Source organism: Pseudomonas sp. M5, from assembly GCF_016907075.1.
Classification (GTDB): domain Bacteria; phylum Pseudomonadota; class Gammaproteobacteria; order Pseudomonadales; family Pseudomonadaceae; genus Aquipseudomonas; species Aquipseudomonas putida_E.
Map to the genome: position 1 here is coordinate 249,666 of NZ_JAFBBH010000001.1, position 16,126 is coordinate 265,791.

General features: G+C 61.9%; 17 protein-coding genes and 2 tRNA genes. 9 read left to right on the forward strand and 10 right to left on the reverse strand.

Annotated features, from left to right (window positions below; all coding sequences use genetic code 11):
* Positions 1–213: 213 nt before the first annotated feature.
* Positions 214–1,329 (reverse strand): bifunctional 3,4-dihydroxy-2-butanone-4-phosphate synthase/GTP cyclohydrolase II, encoded by a 1,116-nt coding sequence (gene ribBA / locus JOE27_RS01125; protein ID WP_119688673.1) that lies wholly within the window; start codon positions 1,327–1,329, stop codon positions 214–216.
* 78 nt (positions 1,330–1,407) lie between these two features.
* On the opposite strand from ribBA, the gene JOE27_RS01130 reads away from it, so the two are divergent.
* Both JOE27_RS01130 and JOE27_RS01135 read left to right on the forward strand, forming a co-directional pair.
* The gene (locus tag JOE27_RS01130) at positions 1,408–1,701 is read left to right on the forward strand and encodes a DUF1330 domain-containing protein (RefSeq protein ID WP_119688674.1); all 294 of its coding nucleotides are present in this window, start codon (positions 1,408–1,410) and stop codon (positions 1,699–1,701) included.
* A 100-nt stretch (positions 1,702–1,801) separates the two neighbouring features.
* Positions 1,802–2,548, forward strand: coding sequence for an SDR family oxidoreductase (locus tag JOE27_RS01135; RefSeq protein WP_204917611.1), 747 nt, complete (start codon positions 1,802–1,804; stop codon positions 2,546–2,548).
* A 10-nt stretch (positions 2,549–2,558) separates the two neighbouring features.
* On the opposite strand, the gene JOE27_RS01140 is transcribed toward JOE27_RS01135, so the two are convergent.
* The 3 genes from JOE27_RS01140 to JOE27_RS01150 all read right to left on the reverse strand — a co-directional run bounded on the left by JOE27_RS01140 (position 2,559) and on the right by JOE27_RS01150 (position 6,508).
* Positions 2,559–4,634, reverse strand: coding sequence for a PAS domain-containing protein (locus JOE27_RS01140; RefSeq protein WP_204917614.1), 2,076 nt, complete (start codon positions 4,632–4,634; stop codon positions 2,559–2,561).
* 101 nt (positions 4,635–4,735) lie between these two features.
* A complete protein-coding gene (gene mapR, locus JOE27_RS01145; protein WP_115275260.1) occupies positions 4,736–6,145 on the reverse strand; it encodes a GntR family transcriptional regulator MpaR in 1,410 nt (469 codons plus the stop codon).
* 123 nt (positions 6,146–6,268) lie between these two features.
* Positions 6,269–6,508, reverse strand: coding sequence for a DUF3203 family protein (locus JOE27_RS01150; protein WP_046787191.1), 240 nt, complete (start codon positions 6,506–6,508; stop codon positions 6,269–6,271).
* A 192-nt stretch (positions 6,509–6,700) separates the two neighbouring features.
* Between JOE27_RS01150 and JOE27_RS01155 the strand changes: the two genes are divergently transcribed.
* Entirely contained in the window at positions 6,701–7,216 is a 516-nt protein-coding gene (locus tag JOE27_RS01155) for an MgtC/SapB family protein (RefSeq protein WP_174141665.1), read from the forward strand.
* A gap of 531 nt (positions 7,217–7,747) precedes the next feature.
* Here the strand turns inward: JOE27_RS01155 and JOE27_RS01160 are convergent.
* The 3 genes from JOE27_RS01160 to JOE27_RS01170 all read right to left on the reverse strand — a co-directional run bounded on the left by JOE27_RS01160 (position 7,748) and on the right by JOE27_RS01170 (position 10,055).
* On the reverse strand, positions 7,748–8,647 hold the full coding sequence (locus tag JOE27_RS01160) for a hydroxymethylglutaryl-CoA lyase (RefSeq protein WP_174141666.1): 900 nt from the start codon (positions 8,645–8,647) through the stop codon (positions 7,748–7,750).
* Positions 8,648–8,667: 20 nt separating this feature from the next.
* A complete protein-coding gene (locus JOE27_RS01165; RefSeq protein WP_046787188.1) occupies positions 8,668–9,066 on the reverse strand; it encodes a MerR family DNA-binding transcriptional regulator in 399 nt (132 codons plus the stop codon).
* A 110-nt stretch (positions 9,067–9,176) separates the two neighbouring features.
* Positions 9,177–10,055, reverse strand: coding sequence for a helix-turn-helix domain-containing protein (locus tag JOE27_RS01170; RefSeq protein WP_125923285.1), 879 nt, complete (start codon positions 10,053–10,055; stop codon positions 9,177–9,179).
* A gap of 130 nt (positions 10,056–10,185) precedes the next feature.
* Between JOE27_RS01170 and pobA the strand changes: the two genes are divergently transcribed.
* The gene (pobA, locus tag JOE27_RS01175; RefSeq protein WP_115275257.1) at positions 10,186–11,373 is read left to right on the forward strand and encodes a 4-hydroxybenzoate 3-monooxygenase; all 1,188 of its coding nucleotides are present in this window, start codon (positions 10,186–10,188) and stop codon (positions 11,371–11,373) included.
* A 132-nt stretch (positions 11,374–11,505) separates the two neighbouring features.
* On the opposite strand, the gene JOE27_RS01180 is transcribed toward pobA, so the two are convergent.
* Positions 11,506–11,688, reverse strand: coding sequence for a hypothetical protein (locus JOE27_RS01180; RefSeq protein ID WP_039604431.1), 183 nt, complete (start codon positions 11,686–11,688; stop codon positions 11,506–11,508).
* Positions 11,689–11,843: 155 nt separating this feature from the next.
* On the opposite strand from JOE27_RS01180, the gene JOE27_RS01185 reads away from it, so the two are divergent.
* Positions 11,844–12,587 carry a peptidase C39 family protein gene (locus JOE27_RS01185; RefSeq protein ID WP_046787185.1) on the forward strand — a complete coding sequence of 248 codons (744 nt, stop codon included), beginning with the start codon at positions 11,844–11,846 and terminating at the stop codon, positions 12,585–12,587.
* A gap of 60 nt (positions 12,588–12,647) precedes the next feature.
* Here JOE27_RS01185 and JOE27_RS01190 read toward each other — a convergent pair whose 3' ends face one another.
* Positions 12,648–13,931 carry an FAD-binding oxidoreductase gene (locus JOE27_RS01190; protein WP_012313845.1) on the reverse strand — a complete coding sequence of 428 codons (1,284 nt, stop codon included), beginning with the start codon at positions 13,929–13,931 and terminating at the stop codon, positions 12,648–12,650.
* A gap of 201 nt (positions 13,932–14,132) precedes the next feature.
* Here JOE27_RS01190 and JOE27_RS01195 point away from each other — a divergent pair.
* The 4 genes from JOE27_RS01195 (at position 14,133) to JOE27_RS01210 (ending at position 15,794) form a co-directional block, all read left to right on the forward strand.
* A tRNA-Val gene (locus JOE27_RS01195) sits at positions 14,133–14,209 on the forward strand.
* Between the two features lie 160 nt (positions 14,210–14,369).
* Positions 14,370–14,446, forward strand: a tRNA-Val gene (locus JOE27_RS01200).
* Positions 14,447–14,598: 152 nt separating this feature from the next.
* Complete coding sequence (locus tag JOE27_RS01205; RefSeq protein WP_046787184.1) at positions 14,599–15,171, forward strand: SPOR domain-containing protein; 573 nt, start codon at positions 14,599–14,601, stop codon at positions 15,169–15,171.
* Between the two features lie 197 nt (positions 15,172–15,368).
* A complete protein-coding gene (locus JOE27_RS01210) occupies positions 15,369–15,794 on the forward strand; it encodes a bifunctional (p)ppGpp synthetase/guanosine-3',5'-bis(diphosphate) 3'-pyrophosphohydrolase (RefSeq protein WP_046787183.1) in 426 nt (141 codons plus the stop codon).
* A 13-nt stretch (positions 15,795–15,807) separates the two neighbouring features.
* Here JOE27_RS01210 and JOE27_RS01215 read toward each other — a convergent pair whose 3' ends face one another.
* Positions 15,808–16,050, reverse strand: coding sequence for a DUF1654 domain-containing protein (locus JOE27_RS01215; protein WP_039602925.1), 243 nt, complete (start codon positions 16,048–16,050; stop codon positions 15,808–15,810).
* Positions 16,051–16,126 lie beyond the last annotated feature (76 nt).

Genomic DNA, 16,126 nt, shown 5'->3' on the forward strand with positions numbered 1-16,126 from the left:
AAACAATGTGTCGGTGGCCGTTTGGTGAGTGTAGGTGGCGGCCTGTGATTTTAAGGTCTACGGGATATCATATTATGGTATTCCAAGATTTTGGCAAGAGCGGGAGGCTACCGGCCATCACTCTTTCTCGCCTCGAAGCTGCAAGCCTCAAGCTGCGAGCTTCAAGTCAAAGCAGATCGCGTTGCGCCGCAGATCCGCTTCAACTTGCAGCTTTCAGCCCTGGGGCTCGAAAGGTATGCTCTGCACCACTTCCAGCTCATACCCGGCCAAGCCCGCATACTTGAGCGGTGGGCCCAGGTGGCACAGCTTGCCAACGCCCAGGTCCTGGAGAATCTGCGCGCCGGTGCCGACTTCCGAGTACACCTTCGATTGCCCACGCTGGTAGGGGCGCAACGGCTGGGTCAGTTGCGGTATGCGCTCAAGCAGCGCCTGCGACGATTCATGGTTGGCCAGGATCACCACCACCCCGGCACCTTCCTCAGCGACCTTCTGCAGCGCAGCCCACAAGGTCCAGTTGGCCGGCCCGGCATATTCGGCACCGACCAGGTCGCGCAGCGGGTCGATCACATGCACGCGCACCAAGGTCGGCTGTTCGCGGCGGATATCGCCCATCACCATGGCCATGTGCACACCGCCTTCGATACGGTCTTCATAGGTGACCAGGCGGAAGGTGCCGTGCACGGTCGGCAGTTCGCGTTCACCGATGCGCTTGATGGTCTGCTCGGTGCTCAGGCGGTAGTGGATCAGGTCGGCGATGGTGCCGATCTTGATGCCGTGCCGGGCGGCGAACACTTCCAGGTCCGGTCGACGGGCCATGGTGCCGTCGTCGTTGAGCACCTCCACGATCACCGACGCCGGAGCAAAACCGGCCAGGCGTGCCAGGTCGCAACCCGCTTCGGTATGGCCGGCGCGGTTCAGCACACCGCCTTCGCGGGCGCGTAGCGGGAAGATGTGGCCGGGCTGCACCAAATGCTCCGGGCGGGCATCGGCGGCCATGGCTGCAGCCACGGTGCGTGCCCGGTCGGCCGCAGAAATACCCGTGGTAACCCCCGTAGCGGCCTCGATCGATACGGTGAAGGCGGTGCTGAACGCACTGCCGTTGGCCGGTACCATCTGCTCAAGCCCCAAGCGCTGACAATGCTCGTCGGTCAGTGTCAGGCAGATCAGGCCCCGCGCTTCGCGGGCCATGAAGTTGATGGCCTGAGCGTCGCAGCGCTCGGCGGCGATCAGCAGGTCGCCTTCGTTCTCCCGATCCTCGTCGTCAACCAGCAGCACCATCTTGCCTTGGCGGTAGTCCTCGAGGAGTTCTTCGATCGTGTTGAAAGCCATGCTGCACGCTCACTGTGAATGGGTGATTATTATGGTATACCATCATACACAAATAGTTTTGCAACAGGAGAGTAGCGGATGAAAGCGTATTGGATTGCCCACGTGGACGTGACCGACCCGGAGCAGTATCAGCAGTACACCCAACGTGCGCCCGCCGCCTTTGCCGCATTCGGCGGGCGGTTCCTCGCCCGGGGCGGGCGCAGCGAGGCGCTGGAAGGGCGGCCAACCCCCCAGCGCAGTGTGGTGATCGAGTTCCAGACCTACGAGCAGGCGCTGGCCTGCTATCGATCCGAGTTGTATCAGCAAGCGTGCACCCATCGCCAAGGGGTGGCCAAGGCAGAGGTGATCATCGTGGAAGGGTTCGAGCCCTGAGCGCGGGCTGATATCGCCTGACCTGTTGTGCTGGGTCATTCCCAGCGGCTGGCTTTTCCCCTATTGTCGACGCTATCTTTCCAAGCGATTTGGCAGGGCCATGGAGAAAGTCATTGTCATCACCGGCGCCAGCCGTGGCATCGGCGCCGCCACCGCCATGCAGGCCGCCCGCGAGGGTTACCGCATCTGCATCAACTACCACGCCGATGACCAGGCCGCGCAAGGCATTCTTGCCCAGGTGCGCGCACTCGGCGCCCAGGCCATCTGTGTGCGTGCAGACGCCAGTGTCGAGGACGAGGTGATCCAGCTGTTTCATCGCGTCGATGAAGAGCTAGGCCCCGTCACCGCACTGGTGAACAACGCCGGCACCATCGGCCAGCAAAGCCGTGTCGAAGGCATGTCGGAGTTCCGCCTGCTCAAGGTGATGAAAACCAATGTGGTCGGGCCGATGCTTTGCGCCAAGCACGCATTGCTGCGCATGGCACGCCGCCACGGCGGCCAAGGCGGGGCCATCGTCAATGTGTCATCGGTCGCTGCGCGCCTGGGCTCACCCAACGAATACGTCGACTACGCCGCCTCCAAAGGTGCCCTCGATACCTTCACCATCGGCTTGGCCAAGGAGGTGGCAGGTGAGGGGGTGCGGGTCAATGGCGTGCGCCCAGGCTACATTCATACCGCCTTCCACGCCCTGTCCGGCGACCCCGACCGTGTCGCCAAGCTCGAGCCTGGCTTGCCCATGGGGCGTGGCGGCCGCCCGGAAGAAGTGGCCGAGGCGATTCTCTGGCTGCTGTCGGACAAGGCGTCCTATTCCATTGGCAGTTTTCTCGACCTGGGCGGCGGGCGCTGAGCGCCACCGCTCACGGCTGCCTGGCCGCCAGCAGTTGATAGACGCACTCGGCCAGCGCATCCAGCTCGAACGGTTTGCCCAGTACATGGCTGCCTTGCAGCAACTGATCGTCTCCCAGCGCCACACTGTTGTCATAGCCGGTGATGAACAGCAGTTCAAGGCCGGGATACTGTTGCCGGTAGCGCTCAGCCACCTGGCGACCGTTGGGGCCGTCGGGCAGGCCGATGTCGCTTAACAGCAGGTCCGGCCGCTCGCTGCGTTGCAAGTGTGCCAGGGCGGCAGCGCCAGTCTCGAAGGCTTCGACCTGATAACCCTGTTCTTCCAGCACCTCGCGGATCACCAAGCGCAGAGCTAGCTGGTCTTCCACCAGCACGATGCGCTGCCCGCCCGCACGGTGCCTATCCAGTGAGCCGGTCTTGGAGGGCAGGGCCTGCTGCACGGGCTGTGCGTGATGGCGCGGAAGGTACAGTTCAACGCGTGTGCCCTTGCCGGGTTGAGAAAGCAAGCGTAACTGCCCGCCAGACTGGCGCACGAAACCGTAGGTCATCGACAACCCAAGGCCGGTGCCCCGGCCGATGGGTTTAGTGGAGAAGAACGGGTCGAAGGCGCGTGCAACCACTTCCTCGCTCATACCGCAGCCGTTGTCGACAACGCTGAGGCGCACGTAGTCGCCGCAGGGCAACCCTAAAGGGCGTGCCTGATCGCTGTCGAGCGCCACATTGTCGCCATGAATGCTGATGACACCACCGTCAGGCAGCGCGTCGCGGGCATTGATGCACAGGTTGAGCAATGCGCTTTCCAATTGTGGCGGGTCGATAAAGGTTGGCCAGAGTTCAGGCGCGAACCGGCTGTGCAGGGAAATGGAAGGGCCGATCGTTCGGCGCACCAGCTCTTGCATGTCGCCCAGCAGCGCCGCCACCTCGGTGGAACGTGGTTGCAGGGTTTGCTGGCGCGAAAATGCCAGCAGTCGGTGCACCAGCGACGAGGCGCGTTTGGCCGTACTGTTGGACAGTTCGAGTAAGTTTTCAAGCCCGGTATAGCGCTGTTGTCGCAGGCGCAGCTGGATCAGTTCCTGGGTATTGAGGATGCTGCCCAGCAAGTTGTTGAAGTCATGTGCGATGCCGCCGCTAAGCTGCCCGACGGCCTCCATTTTTTGCGCCTGACGCAGGGCCTGCTCTGCGTTGGCAAGGCGTTGCTGCTGCTGTACCCGCTCGCTGATGTCGTAGGCGAACAGGTAAGCACCCATCGGGGTACCTGCAGCATCGCGCAGGGCATTGAAGCGCAGTTCATAATGGCGCTGGTCCGGCGGCTGGCCGAATGCACCGGTTGCGGTGAACTGCTCGCCCTGCAGTGCCCGTCGCCACAAGGGCAGGATCGCATCCCGGTCTGCGGCATTGTCACCCATCAGGGGGGGCATGCAGGCGCCGACTACCGGTGTCTGACCATACAGGAACCGGAAGTCCTCCCTGGCCTTGCGATTGACGGCCAGCCAGTGCATGCCGCTATCGAGCACATGCACGTTGGCTGCGCTCTGGTCGATAAGCTCTGCGAACAGGCTGCGCTGTGCCAGGGCTTCGCTGACCCTTTGCTCCAGGTGCGCATTGAGCTGCTCGAGGGCCTGCTCGGTCTTGCGTCGCTCGGTGACATCCTTGAACAGAACCGCAACCTGCCGGCGCTGCGCCGGCTCGACGCGAAAGCTGCTCACTGACAAAACGCGGCCGCTGGCTCGCAATTCCTGCTCGAATTGCAGGGGGGTGCCTGTATGCAGCACTGGACCGTAGCGGGCAACCCAGGCGTCGGCTTCATCAGGCAATATGTCGCGCATTTTCTGGCCGGTCACGTCAGCGATGCCGGCATGCCTGGCATAGGCCGGGTTGACGAGCACGTGCACGAAATCACTCAGCGGGCCATGCGGGCCGTCAATGAATTCGATGATGCAGAAGCCTTCATCCATGCTCTCGAACAGAAAGCGGTAGACATTGAGGCCCAGATGCGGGTGTTGCTGCAGTTCGGCTTCAAGCTGCGCGTTACGGCGGCGCAGGGTTGCGATTTCCTCGCGCAGGGCGAGCATCTCGTTCAGAGGCATTGGCGACGTCCGGCAGCGGTGCGTGGCCAGACTTTAACGCGACGGCTCTGGTACGCCTAGCCGCCATCTCGCCAGATTGCGCACGAGTGGGCAGTTTGCCGTCAGAATGAGCGGATGATGCGGCCCAGGGTTTCCATGGCCCGTTCGGCGGTGTCGCCCCAAGGGGTGCCGTAGTTCAGGCGGATGCAGTTGCCAAAGCGGCGGGTGGGCGAAAATATAGGCCCCGGAGCGATGCTGATGCCTTGGGCCAAGGCCATGTGGAACAGCTTCAGTGCATCTATCCGTTCGGGCAGTTCCAGCCACAGAAAGTAGCCGCCAGAAGGCTGGCTGACTCGCGTCTGCGGCGGAAAATACCGCGAGATGGCGGCGAGCATGTTGGCTTGCTGGCCCTCCAGGGCATAGCGCAGTTTGCGCAAGTGGCGGTCATACCCGCCGTGTTCCAGGTAGTCGGCAATGGCGGCCTGGGCCGGCATCGAGGCGCACAGCGAGGTCATCAGCTTGAGCCGTTCGATCTTCTGGGCAAAGCGCCCGGCGGCTACCCAGCCAATGCGGTAACCGGGCGCCAGGCTCTTGGCGAACGAGCCGCAGTGCATCACCAGGCCTTGCGTGTCGAAGGCCTTGGCGGGCTTGGGCGCCTGCTGCGAGTAATACAGCTCGGCGTAGACGTCGTCCTCGATCAGCGGCACCTGATGGCGCTGTAGCAACGCCACCAATGCCTGTTTCTTCGCCTCGGGCATGCTCGCGCCCACCGGGTTCTGGAAGTTGGTCATGCACCACACGGCTTTGACCGGGTGCTTTTCCAAGGTCTGGGCGAGCGCGGCCAGGTCCATGCCTTCGCGCGGCTGCACGGGTATCTCCACTGCCTTGAGCTTGAGCCGTTCCAGCACCTGGAGGCAGGCGTAGAAGGCCGGTGCTTCGACCGCCACCAGGTCACCCGGCTCGGTGACCGCCTGCAGGCACAGGTTCAGTGCTTCCAGCGCGCCGTTGGTGATCAGCAATTCCTCCATGGGCAGCATCAGCCCGCCGACCATGTAGCGCAGGGCGATCTGCCGGCGCAGTTGCGGGTTGCCCGGTGACAGGTCGGTGACCACCATGCGCGGGTCCATGGCCCGGCTGGCGCTGGCCAGCGAGCGCGACAGGCGCTGCAGCGGGAACAGTTCCGGGCTGGGGAATGCCGACCCGAACGGCACGGTGTTCGGGTCCTTGATCGACTCGAGTATCGAGAACACCAAGGCGCTGACATCCACGTCAGTCGATTCGCTCAACGGCTCCATTGGCTGTGGCTCGCTGAACTGACGCGGTGCATGGGCAGTGACGAAATAGCCTGAACGCGGCCGTGCGCGGATCAGCCCGCGGCGTTCAAGCAGGTAGTAAGCCTGGAACACGGTCGACGGGCTGACCCCGTGCGTCTGACTGGCGTAGCGCACCGAAGGCACGCGCTGGCCGGGGCCGAGCACGCCGGAGCGGATCAGTTCGGCAATGTCATCGGCAAATCGTTCGTAGCGTTTCATGAGGGCTCGGCAAGCAGGGTGAACAGGCAATTCACCCACACTATGGCCCCGAAGCGGTTTTCAGTACAGGCTCAGGCCATGCACCAAAAACCGGATCAGTTGCCGGGCAGTGCTTCTGCCGCGCTAGATTACCGAGCCAGGAACGCTCGCCTTCAAATGCTTTCGGCTGTCCACGGCACCGGCGACGGTCAGCGCGTCGGCTTCGGCTTCGGTGATCGGGACACGCTGGCCTGCGAGCAGTGCCACAGACATGTGCAACTGCTCATCTGTAACGATCTCGATGTCCGGGCCATCGCCTTCGATGCGCAGGTCTTCGCCTATGAGGGTGCAGCGGCGGGTGCTTTCTTCGATTTCGACGGGCATGGGATGGTCCTCCGGGTTGCGGTTACAGGTGTGACCGCGAGCGGTAGCAGGTTGCTGCATCAAGCTGCTGCACGGCACTTTATCGGGTGTACACGGGTCAACCCACAAAGGCGCCCCTGCCGGCCTTTTCGCCTGCATTGCTCGTGAATGGAAGGTAGGGGCAGCACACAGCTTGCGTCTGAGTAACGACCCATGGACCTCATCTGGCAAACCATTCAAGCAGAATTCGCCGACATCACCGAAGTGCGCGAAGTCACCCGGATCATCCTGCGCCTGCTGATGGCAGCCATTCTGGGTGCCATTCTGGGCTTCGAGCGTGAGCACAAAGGCAAGTCCGCTGGTGTGCGTACACATATGCTGGTGTCGATGGGCGCTGCATTATTCGTGCTGGCGCCAAGCATGGCCGGTGCCGACGAGCAGGCCTTGAGCCGGGTGATCCAGGGTATCGTCGCCGGTATCGGTTTCCTCGGTGCCGGCACCATCCTCAAAGGTAATGGCCGCGATACCAGCCACGTCAAAGGCCTGACCACGGCCGCCGGCCTGTGGATGACGGCGGCAATCGGTACCGCTGCAGGCATGGGGCGTGAGGCGACGGCGCTGATCAGCACAGTGCTTGCGCTGCTGGTGCTGGCCACGATGCCGATAGTGGTGGAGAAGGTCGAGGGGCAGGACGAGGAGAAACAGCAGGAGGAGGGCAGGAAGCACTGAGGGGAGCCGAAGCTCCCCTCAAAGCGTTGTTGCCTGCTCTTTTCTTATTATTGAGGCCGGCCTTTTGTTGTTTTTGTAGGCCTGCCTTGGTGTTGCGGGTGACCCCCAACCGGGGTCAAGAGCAAACGTATTTTTTTGAGCGCTGACCTGCTTTCATCCTGGGGATCCGATGCTGACTGCCGCTACCTTGAGGTAGTTTTATTGTTCTGTGCCAGACCGCGGGGCGAACCCCTGAAAAGCGTGTCTACTCCAAAAAAATCTGCTTGCTGCGCCTCTGCCGTGTTGTTCTTGTTATGTCAGAGCCGTTACATGTTGTTTTTATTGGGTATCGCATTTTTTGTTGTTGTTGTACCAAAGATATAGCAGGTGTCGTGCCAACTTTTTAAAACCCTTGAAAATCAATGGTTTGGCCTGATTCGCATGATTTGGGTGCCGTGAAATTCTGTCGAATTGTTTCCCTGTTACCCGATTTTTTGCTGACGGCTGTGGGGGCGGTAACACTCACCCACACATACGTGACAACCGTGTGAATCACTGTGCGCTGCGTGCCCGCGCCACACGAGAGCCGTTGGCCCGGCCCAGCACCTTGCTGATCCGCTGCCCGGCGGCGATCAAGCGGCCCAGGTCGATGCCGGTTTCAATCCCAAGCCCTTGCAGCAGGTACACCACATCCTCGCTGGCGATATTGCCCGTTGCGCCCTTGGCATAGGGGCAACCCCCAAGGCCGGCCACCGAGCTGTCGAACACACTGATGCCTTCGAGCAGGCTGGCATACACGTTGGCCAGCGCCTGGCCGTAGGTATCGTGGAAGTGGCCGGCCAGTTGCTCGCGCGGCACGTGCGCCGAGACTACCTCGAACAGCCTGCGGGTATCGCCTGCGGTGCCAGTACCGATGGTGTCGCCCAGAGAGACTTCGTAGCAGCCCATGTCATGCAGGGCCTTGGCCACAGGGGCGACCTGTTCGGCACTGACCCTGCCTTCATACGGGCAGCCGAGCACGCAGGAAACGTAACCGCGCACCCGCACACCGTGGCTGCGCGCCGCCTGCATGATCGGCTCGAAACGCTGGAGGCTCTCACTGATCGAACAATTGATGTTGCGCTGGGAGAACGCTTCGGAGGCGGCGGCGAACACTGCCACTTCCTTCACCCCGGCCGCCAGGGCGTCTTCGAAACCCCGCAGGTTGGGCGCCAGGGCCGCATAGGTAACACCCGCGCGTTGCTCGATAGCGGCAAACACGTCGGCAGAGCCGGCCATCTGCGGCACCCATTTGGGCGAAACGAAACTGCCGACTTCAATGTAGGCCAGCCCGGCGTCGGTAAGGTCGTCGACCAGGCGCACCTTGTCCGCGACACTGATGGGCTGGGCTTCGTTCTGCAGGCCGTCGCGAGGGCCGACTTCGACCAGGCGGACTTTTTCGGGCAAAGGCATGGTGGGGTTCCTGTGGCGGGTCAGCGGTTGTCGTTATTGTTCAATGTTGCAGCCAGGGCCTGTTCGCAACGTTCCTGGGCGGTGTCCAGCTCCAGTTGCATCTGGTGAATATCGAGCATCTGTTGCTCAAGCTGGGCGCGGCGCTCGGCGATCTTTGCCAGCATGCTGTTGAGTTGCTTGAGGTTACCGCTGCTGGGGTCGTAGAGCTCGATCAGTTCACGGCATTCGGCCAGCGAGAAACCGATGCGCTTGCCACGCAGTATCAGCTTCAGGCTGACCTTGTCGCGTGCCGAATAGATGCGTTCCAGGCCACGGCGCTCGGGGCTGAGCAGGCCCTGTTCCTCATAGAAGCGGATGGCGCGGGTGGTGATGTCCAGCTCGCGGGACAGGTCGGAAATGCTGTAGGTCTGGCTGCTCATGCGTGGGCTCGGCGTGGAGTATGGCGGTATCCTGAATGCAGGTTGACGTATACGTCAAGCAGGGTGTTGCGGGTGTGTCGCTCTTTGCTGTCCAGTACAGGCATTGCCAATCAATCAGGCTGCACCGAGCGACGATAACCATTGGGTGTCTGCCCACTCAAGCGCTTGAAGAACCGTGCAAAGTAGGTCGGATCACTGAACCCCAGGCTGTCCGACAACTGCCCGATGCTCATGCGTGTGTAGATCAGGTTTCGCTGTGCCTCCAGCAGCAGCCGCTGGTGCACCAGTTGCAGTGCGCTCTGCCCGCTCAATGCCCGGCACAGCTGGTTGAGCTGCAGGCTCGGGATCTTCAGCCGCGCGGCAAAGTCCTCCACCGACAGGTGCTCACGGTAGTGCGCTTCGACCAGGCGCAGGTATTGCCCCAGCAACTGACGGTCACGTTCGTCGCGGTTGCGCGGCGCCTGGCCCAGTTGCTGGCGACGGCTGATCCACACCATCAGTGCGGTCACCAGGGCTTCGAGCAGGGGCGCGCGTGCCGGAGCATGGCCCTGGTACTCCTGCTGCAGCGTGTCGATCAGGCTGCGCAGATGCACACGGTCCTTGCCCAACGGGTAACAGGCAGGCTTGGCCAGCACCCCCAGCGGTGCACCCAGGCGTTGCTCGAGGTTGGCTACCAGCGCGGTGCCGAAGGTCAGCACATGCCCCTGGATATCGGCACTGAAGCGAAAACCGTGCACGGTCAGCGGTGGCACCACCTGGATTGCCGCTTCGCCAATGGCACTGCGCACGCCCTCGATCTCTACCTGAGCCTGGCCACGTTGCACATACAGCAACTGAAACAGTTCGGCGTGCTGGTGCGGTTTGATTTCCCAGTGGTGCAGGCGGCTGCGGGCCGGGATCGACTCGCAATGCAGCAGGTCCGTACCGGGCCATGCCTGGTTTTCGCCATACAGCTGAAACAGCGGGACGCCGGGGAGTGACGATTTCATGAGCGGCTGGCCTGTCCGTTAATCGAACGCTTTTTATAAAAGTGCAGGTTTTGCATCGGATAGCACAGCTATTGCGCCTGTGCTGCCCGTAAAAATGCAGCTAGAAATCTAATAACACGAGAGAACAACAATGAAAACTCAGGTTGCAATCATCGGTGCAGGTCCGTCTGGGCTTCTGCTTGGTCAACTGTTGTACAAGGCCGGGATCGACACCGTCATTCTTGAACGTCAGACGCCTGACTATGTACTTGGCCGCATCCGTGCCGGTGTGCTCGAACAGGGTACCGTCGACCTGCTGCGTGAGGCAGGTGTTGCCGAGCGCATGGACCGCGAAGGGTTGGTGCACGAAGGTGTCGAGCTGCTTGTAAGTGGCCGCCGCCAACGCCTGGACCTCAAGGGCCTGACCGGAGGCAAGACGGTCATGGTCTATGGCCAGACCGAAGTGACTCGAGACCTGATGCAGGCGCGCGAAGCCAGCGGTGCGCCGATCATCTATTCGGCCAGCAATGTCCGGCCCCACGAGCTCAAGGGCGAACGGCCGTACGTAACCTACGAGAAGGACGGCCAGACCCATCGCCTGGACTGCGACTACATCGCCGGCTGCGACGGCTTCCATGGTGTTTCCCGCCAGAGCATCCCCGAAGGTGTACTCAAACACTACGAATGTGTTTACCCGTTCGGCTGGCTAGGAATGCTGTCCGATACGCCGCCAGTGAACCACGAACTGATCTACGCCCATCACGAGCGTGGCTTTTCGCTGTGCAGTCAGCGTTCGCAGACACGCAGCCGCTACTACCTGCAAGTACCGCTGGATGAACGCGTGGAGGACTGGTCCGACGAGCGTTTCTGGACCGAACTCAAGGCCCGTTTGCCTGAAGACGTGGCAGCGCGCCTGGTCACCGGCCCGGCGCTGGAAAAGAGCATTGCTCCCTTGCGCAGCCTAGTGGTCGAACCCATGCAATATGGGCACCTGTTCCTGGTCGGTGACGCCGCACACATCGTCCCGCCCACCGGGGCCAAAGGCCTCAACCTGGCGGCTTCGGACGTGAATTATCTGTACCGCATCCTGGTCAAGGTCTACCGCGAAGGGCGCACCGACCTGCTGCAGCAGTACTCGCCCTTGGCGCTGCGCCGCGTGTGGAAAGGCGAGCGCTTCAGCTGGTTCATGACCCAGTTGCTCCATGACTTTGGTGAGCACAAGGATGCCTGGGAGCAGAAGATGCAGGAGGCGGACCGTGAGTATTTCCTGTCCTCACCTGCGGGGCTGGTGAACATTGCCGAGAACTATGTGGGGTTGCCGTTCGAGGATGTGGTTTAGGGGCAGTGCATTTAGAGCGCTTGCGATCAAAAAAGAGGCCTGCAGGTTAATACCGGTCAGTTAGCGTTAGCAGGGCTGCTATGCAGCCCAATCGCCGGCAAGCCGGCGATTGGGCCTCGGAAATTGCGAAGATCAATGCGCCTGCGCGTGACGGCGCACCCGATTGACCGGCTGCTGCTTGGCCGGAACCTGCGGTGGCAGGTGGTGATGGTGCTGTGCATGACGCCGCACGATGCGTAGTACACCCCAGAGCATGGCGGCAGCGACGCTAAGCCACATACCTACCAGCATGAGGATTGCCATGGTCAGGCTCATGTCTACCTCCTTCTCTTGGGCCAGCTTTCGGCTCACCCTCCAGATATTGCTTAGTCTAGCTCCCCCCGCGTGACGTTCCATCTATCGAAGGTCTATTGCTTGGTTCGTTTGGTTCCAAGCCCGCACCGGGCTATACCCACGTCGCCTGGCGCCCTATGATCGTGGGTCAAGGCCGGGCGTTGCCAGCCTGGCGCCAGAACAAGCGAGTGTCCATGGTGCAAATTTCCTTCAAGTCCCGGGTTTTCGAGCCGCGCCGCCTGATGGTGGCCTGCCTGCTGGCCGCGAGCCTCTCAGGCTGTGCCAGCGCGCCACCGGCCGCCGTCAAGGGCGTTGCGCAGCGGGTCGAGATCAGCAGCGTGCCGTTCTACCGAGGCAACGCCAACCACAGTGGGGCCATGGCGCTGGCGGCGTTGCTCTCGCAGCAGGGCGCGCCGATCACCCCAGGGCTGCTGGACAAGCCACTGAACCTGCCGCAGGGCGCCGAGTCGCTGGGCACCGGCATCCCGCGCGTGGCGCGCGATTACGGCAGGGTCGTATACCCGCTGGACAAACAGCTGGACGCCCTGTTGACCCAAGTCGCTGCAGGCAACCCGGTGCTGGTGCGTTTTCAGGAAGGTTCGGCGTGGTGGAGCGAGCCGCGCTATGCGGTGCTGATCGGTTTTGACCGTTACAAGCAGCGGGTGCTGCTGCGTTCAGGGATGCACCGGCGGCAGATGATGCCCTTCGATGATTTCACCTCGGCGTGGGCGCAAGAGGGGAGCTGGGCGATACTGGTACAGCCGCCACGGCAACTGCCGGCCCAGGTGGACCGGCAGCGCTGGCTGCAGGCTGCCGACGAGTTGGCCCGTGCGGGCCAGGAATTGGCGGCTAAGCAGGCCGTGGACAGCCTGGAAAGGTAAGCCACCCGTACTGGCCTGATCCGCGGCAAGCAGGCGATCAGGCCAGTGCTGGCAACATCATCAGAAGCCCAGACGGTCGCGCAAGCTGTAGTACCACGCACCCAGGGCGCTGAACGGTACGCGCAGCATCTGGCCACCCGGGAACGGGTAGTGCGGCAGGCCGGCGAACGCGTCGAAGCGCTCGGCCTGGCCGCGCAATGCCTCGGCCAGCACCTTGCCCGCCAGGTGGGTGTAGGTGACGCCGTGGCCCGAGCAACCCTGCGAGTAATAGATGTTGTCGCCGATACGGCCAACCTGTGGCAGACGTGACAGGGTCAGCAGGAAGTTGCCGGTCCAGGCGTAGTCGATCTTGACGTTCTTGAGCTGCGGGAAGGCCTTGAGCATCTTCGGGCGGATGATCGCTTCGATGTTGGCCGGGTCGCGTGCACCGTAAACCACACCACCGCCGAAGATCAGGCGCTTGTCGCTGGTCAGGCGGTAGTAGTCGAGCAGGTAGTTGCAGTCCTCGACGCAGTAGTCTTGCGGCAGCAGGGTGCGGGCCAGTTCCTCGCCCAAGGGCTCGGTGGTGATCACTTGAGTCCCGCATGGCATCGATTTGGCCGCCAGTTCCGGCACCAGGTTGCCCAGGTAGGCGTTGCCGGCGACGATGATGAACTTGGCGCGCACCTTGCCCTGCGGGGTGTGCACAACCGGGTTGGCGCCACGCTCGATGCGGATGGCCGGGGTCTGCTCATAAATGATGCCGCCCAGCGACTCGACCGCGGCAGCTTCGCCCAGGGCTAGGTTCAGCGGGTGGATGTGGCCGCCGCTCATGTCCAGCATGCCGCCGATATAGCTGTCGCAGGCGACCACTTCACGGATGCGCTTCTGGTCCATCAGCTCCAGCTGATTGTGGCCGAAACGTTCCCACAGGCGCTTTTGCGATTCCAGGTGGCCCATCTGCTTGGAGGTCAGCGCAGCGAATACGCCGCCATCCTTCAGGTCGCACTGGATGTTGTACTTGGCTACACGCTCACGGATGATGCGGCCGCCTTCGAAGGCCATGTGGCCCAGCAGCTGTGCCTGCTTGGGGCCGACTGTGCGTTCGATGACGTCGATGTCACGGCTGTAGCTGTTGACGATCTGGCCGCCGTTGCGGCCCGATGCGCCGAAGCCGACCTTGGCCGCTTCGACGATGCTCACCTTGAAGCCGTTTTCCAGCAGGAACAGGGCGCTGGACAGGCCGGTGTAGCCTGCACCGATGATGCACACATCGGTTTCCACCTCACCCTGCAGCGCCGGACGTGGCGGCACCGGGTTGGCCGAGGCGGCGTAGTAGGACTGGGGGTAGGGGGTATTGGCCATGCTCGAGAAACCTCGTGTTTTATATTTTTAACGAATGTACCGATGCTATCAATAATAATAAACACCCGCTAGTCGTCCGTTGAAAATCCTTTACTGCTCCTTGGCCGGCGCTTCTCTATAAAGAGGTTAAGATTCAGTAGGTTAGCTCGAAAAAAAGTGTTGACAGCGGTTTTGGATTGCGTAGAATGCGCACCACACGACAGGCACATAGCTCAGTTGGTTAGAGCACCACCTTGACATGGTGGGGGTCGTTGGTTCGAGTCCAATTGTGCCTACCAAATCTCAGAAAGGGCGATCCGAAAGGGTCGCTTTTTTTGTTTGTGGCTTCTAAAGAAGGCCGCGCGCCACAGGTGGGGCAGGCTTCTGAAAGTTTTTGATTTTTTTGAAAAAAACGCTTTACAGGTACGCATGCGGTGACTAATATGCGCACCACACGACAGGCACATAGCTCAGTTGGTTAGAGCACCACCTTGACATGGTGGGGGTCGTTGGTTCGAGTCCAATTGTGCCTACCAAACATCAGAGAGGGCGATCCGAAAGGGTCGCCCTTTTTGCATTGTGCGCGTCCGGTGGGTGGCCGGTATGTAGCAAGGTGTAACGTATGGTCGCGGTCCGGGCCATGGGCCGCCATGCTAGAATCCGCCGCTTCGAAACGGGAGGTACACGCGTGCGCAAACTGGCAGTGGTAATGGCAGTGCTGGCCCTGGTGGGCTGTGAGAACGAGGTCGAAGGTGTGCACAAGCAGGTGGCTGAGCACCTGCACAACCCCAAGACCGCCAAGTTCGGCAACGTGCGGATCGACACCAAAGGCACCATTTGCGGTCAGGTGCGTGGCAAGGACGATGCCGGGCAGTACGAAGCCTACCGCAGCTACGTCGCCGTCAAGGGTGAGGGTGGCCAGTACGACATTATTGTCGACGACAATGGCAACAACCTGCGCATCCGCGAAATCTGCGGCGGCGCCGAGTTGCAGCGCCGCGCCGAGGCCCTGGCCGACCAGCCAGCCCCCCAAGGCTGGGATGTCGAGGTGATCCAGGGCGCCAACATGGGCGCATTGAGCGACATGACCGCCCGCCTGATCGAGAAGGGCATCCCGTCCTCGGTCGAATATCGCAATGGCAAGCCGGTGGTGCTGCTGGGGCCGTTCCCTACCAAGGAGGAGGCCGAGGCACGCAAGGCAGAGGTCATGGCCAAGCTGGGCACGGATTCGGTTGTCATTCAGCACGGTGCGCAGCGCTGACTTTGTAGCATGGCCTCTAGTGTGGGAGTCGGCTTGCCGGCGATCACCGGCGCAGCCGATGCCATGCACTGAGGTGCCTGCATAGAGGCGAGCCGCCTTTTCCCGCTGGCTGTGAAAGCGCCGGAACAGACGCCTGTCATCTGTAACCCGACCCGTCTATGCTTGCTCTGTGAGACGGCTGAAACGGGGAGGGCCTCATGTCTACACTGGAGCGGGCCATCGTGGTAGCCACCAGAGCGCATGAAGGGCAATACGACAAAGGCGGTGCGGCGTATATCCTGCACCCCCTGCGGGTGATGATGCAGGTGTCCACGCCCGAACAGCGCATCGTCGCCGTGCTTCACGACGTGATCGAAGACACGCCGCTGACACTTTCCGACCTTGCCCGCGAGGGCTTCACGCTAAAGATCCTGGCCGCCTTGCTGGCCTTGAGCCGGCGTGATGGCGAAAGCTACGAGGATTTCGTCGTGCGCCTTGGCTGCGACCCGCTGGCGCGTACCGTCAAAATGGCCGACCTGGCCGACAATAGCGACCTTTCACGCATCGCCTGCCCAGGCCCGGCCGACCTGGCACGGCTGGCCCGTTATCGGCAGGCCAGCGCCTACCTGCAGGCACTGGCCTAGGCCCCTTGCGCGGTCAATCGTCCTTCGGCACCGTCCAGAAAATCTGCACACCGCCATCGTCGCGGTGGGCGAGGGTGACGTTGTCGTTCTCGGCGATCTCCTCGAGCAGGGTTTCCCAGTCGTCGGGCGACTCCTGTTCCAGGCGGAAGATCAGGGCGGCGCGGCTACGTTGAGCGATGGGGCTGTTGATGATTTTCTGGATACGCGTACCCAGTTGTTCATAACTGCTCGGCGTTGCAGGGGCGGTACTGGCCACGGGGCTTTTCCTTGTTTTGCTGTATGCGCGTACAGTATTTCACTGTAAGGTATTTCGCAACTGCGTGTAAGGTAAA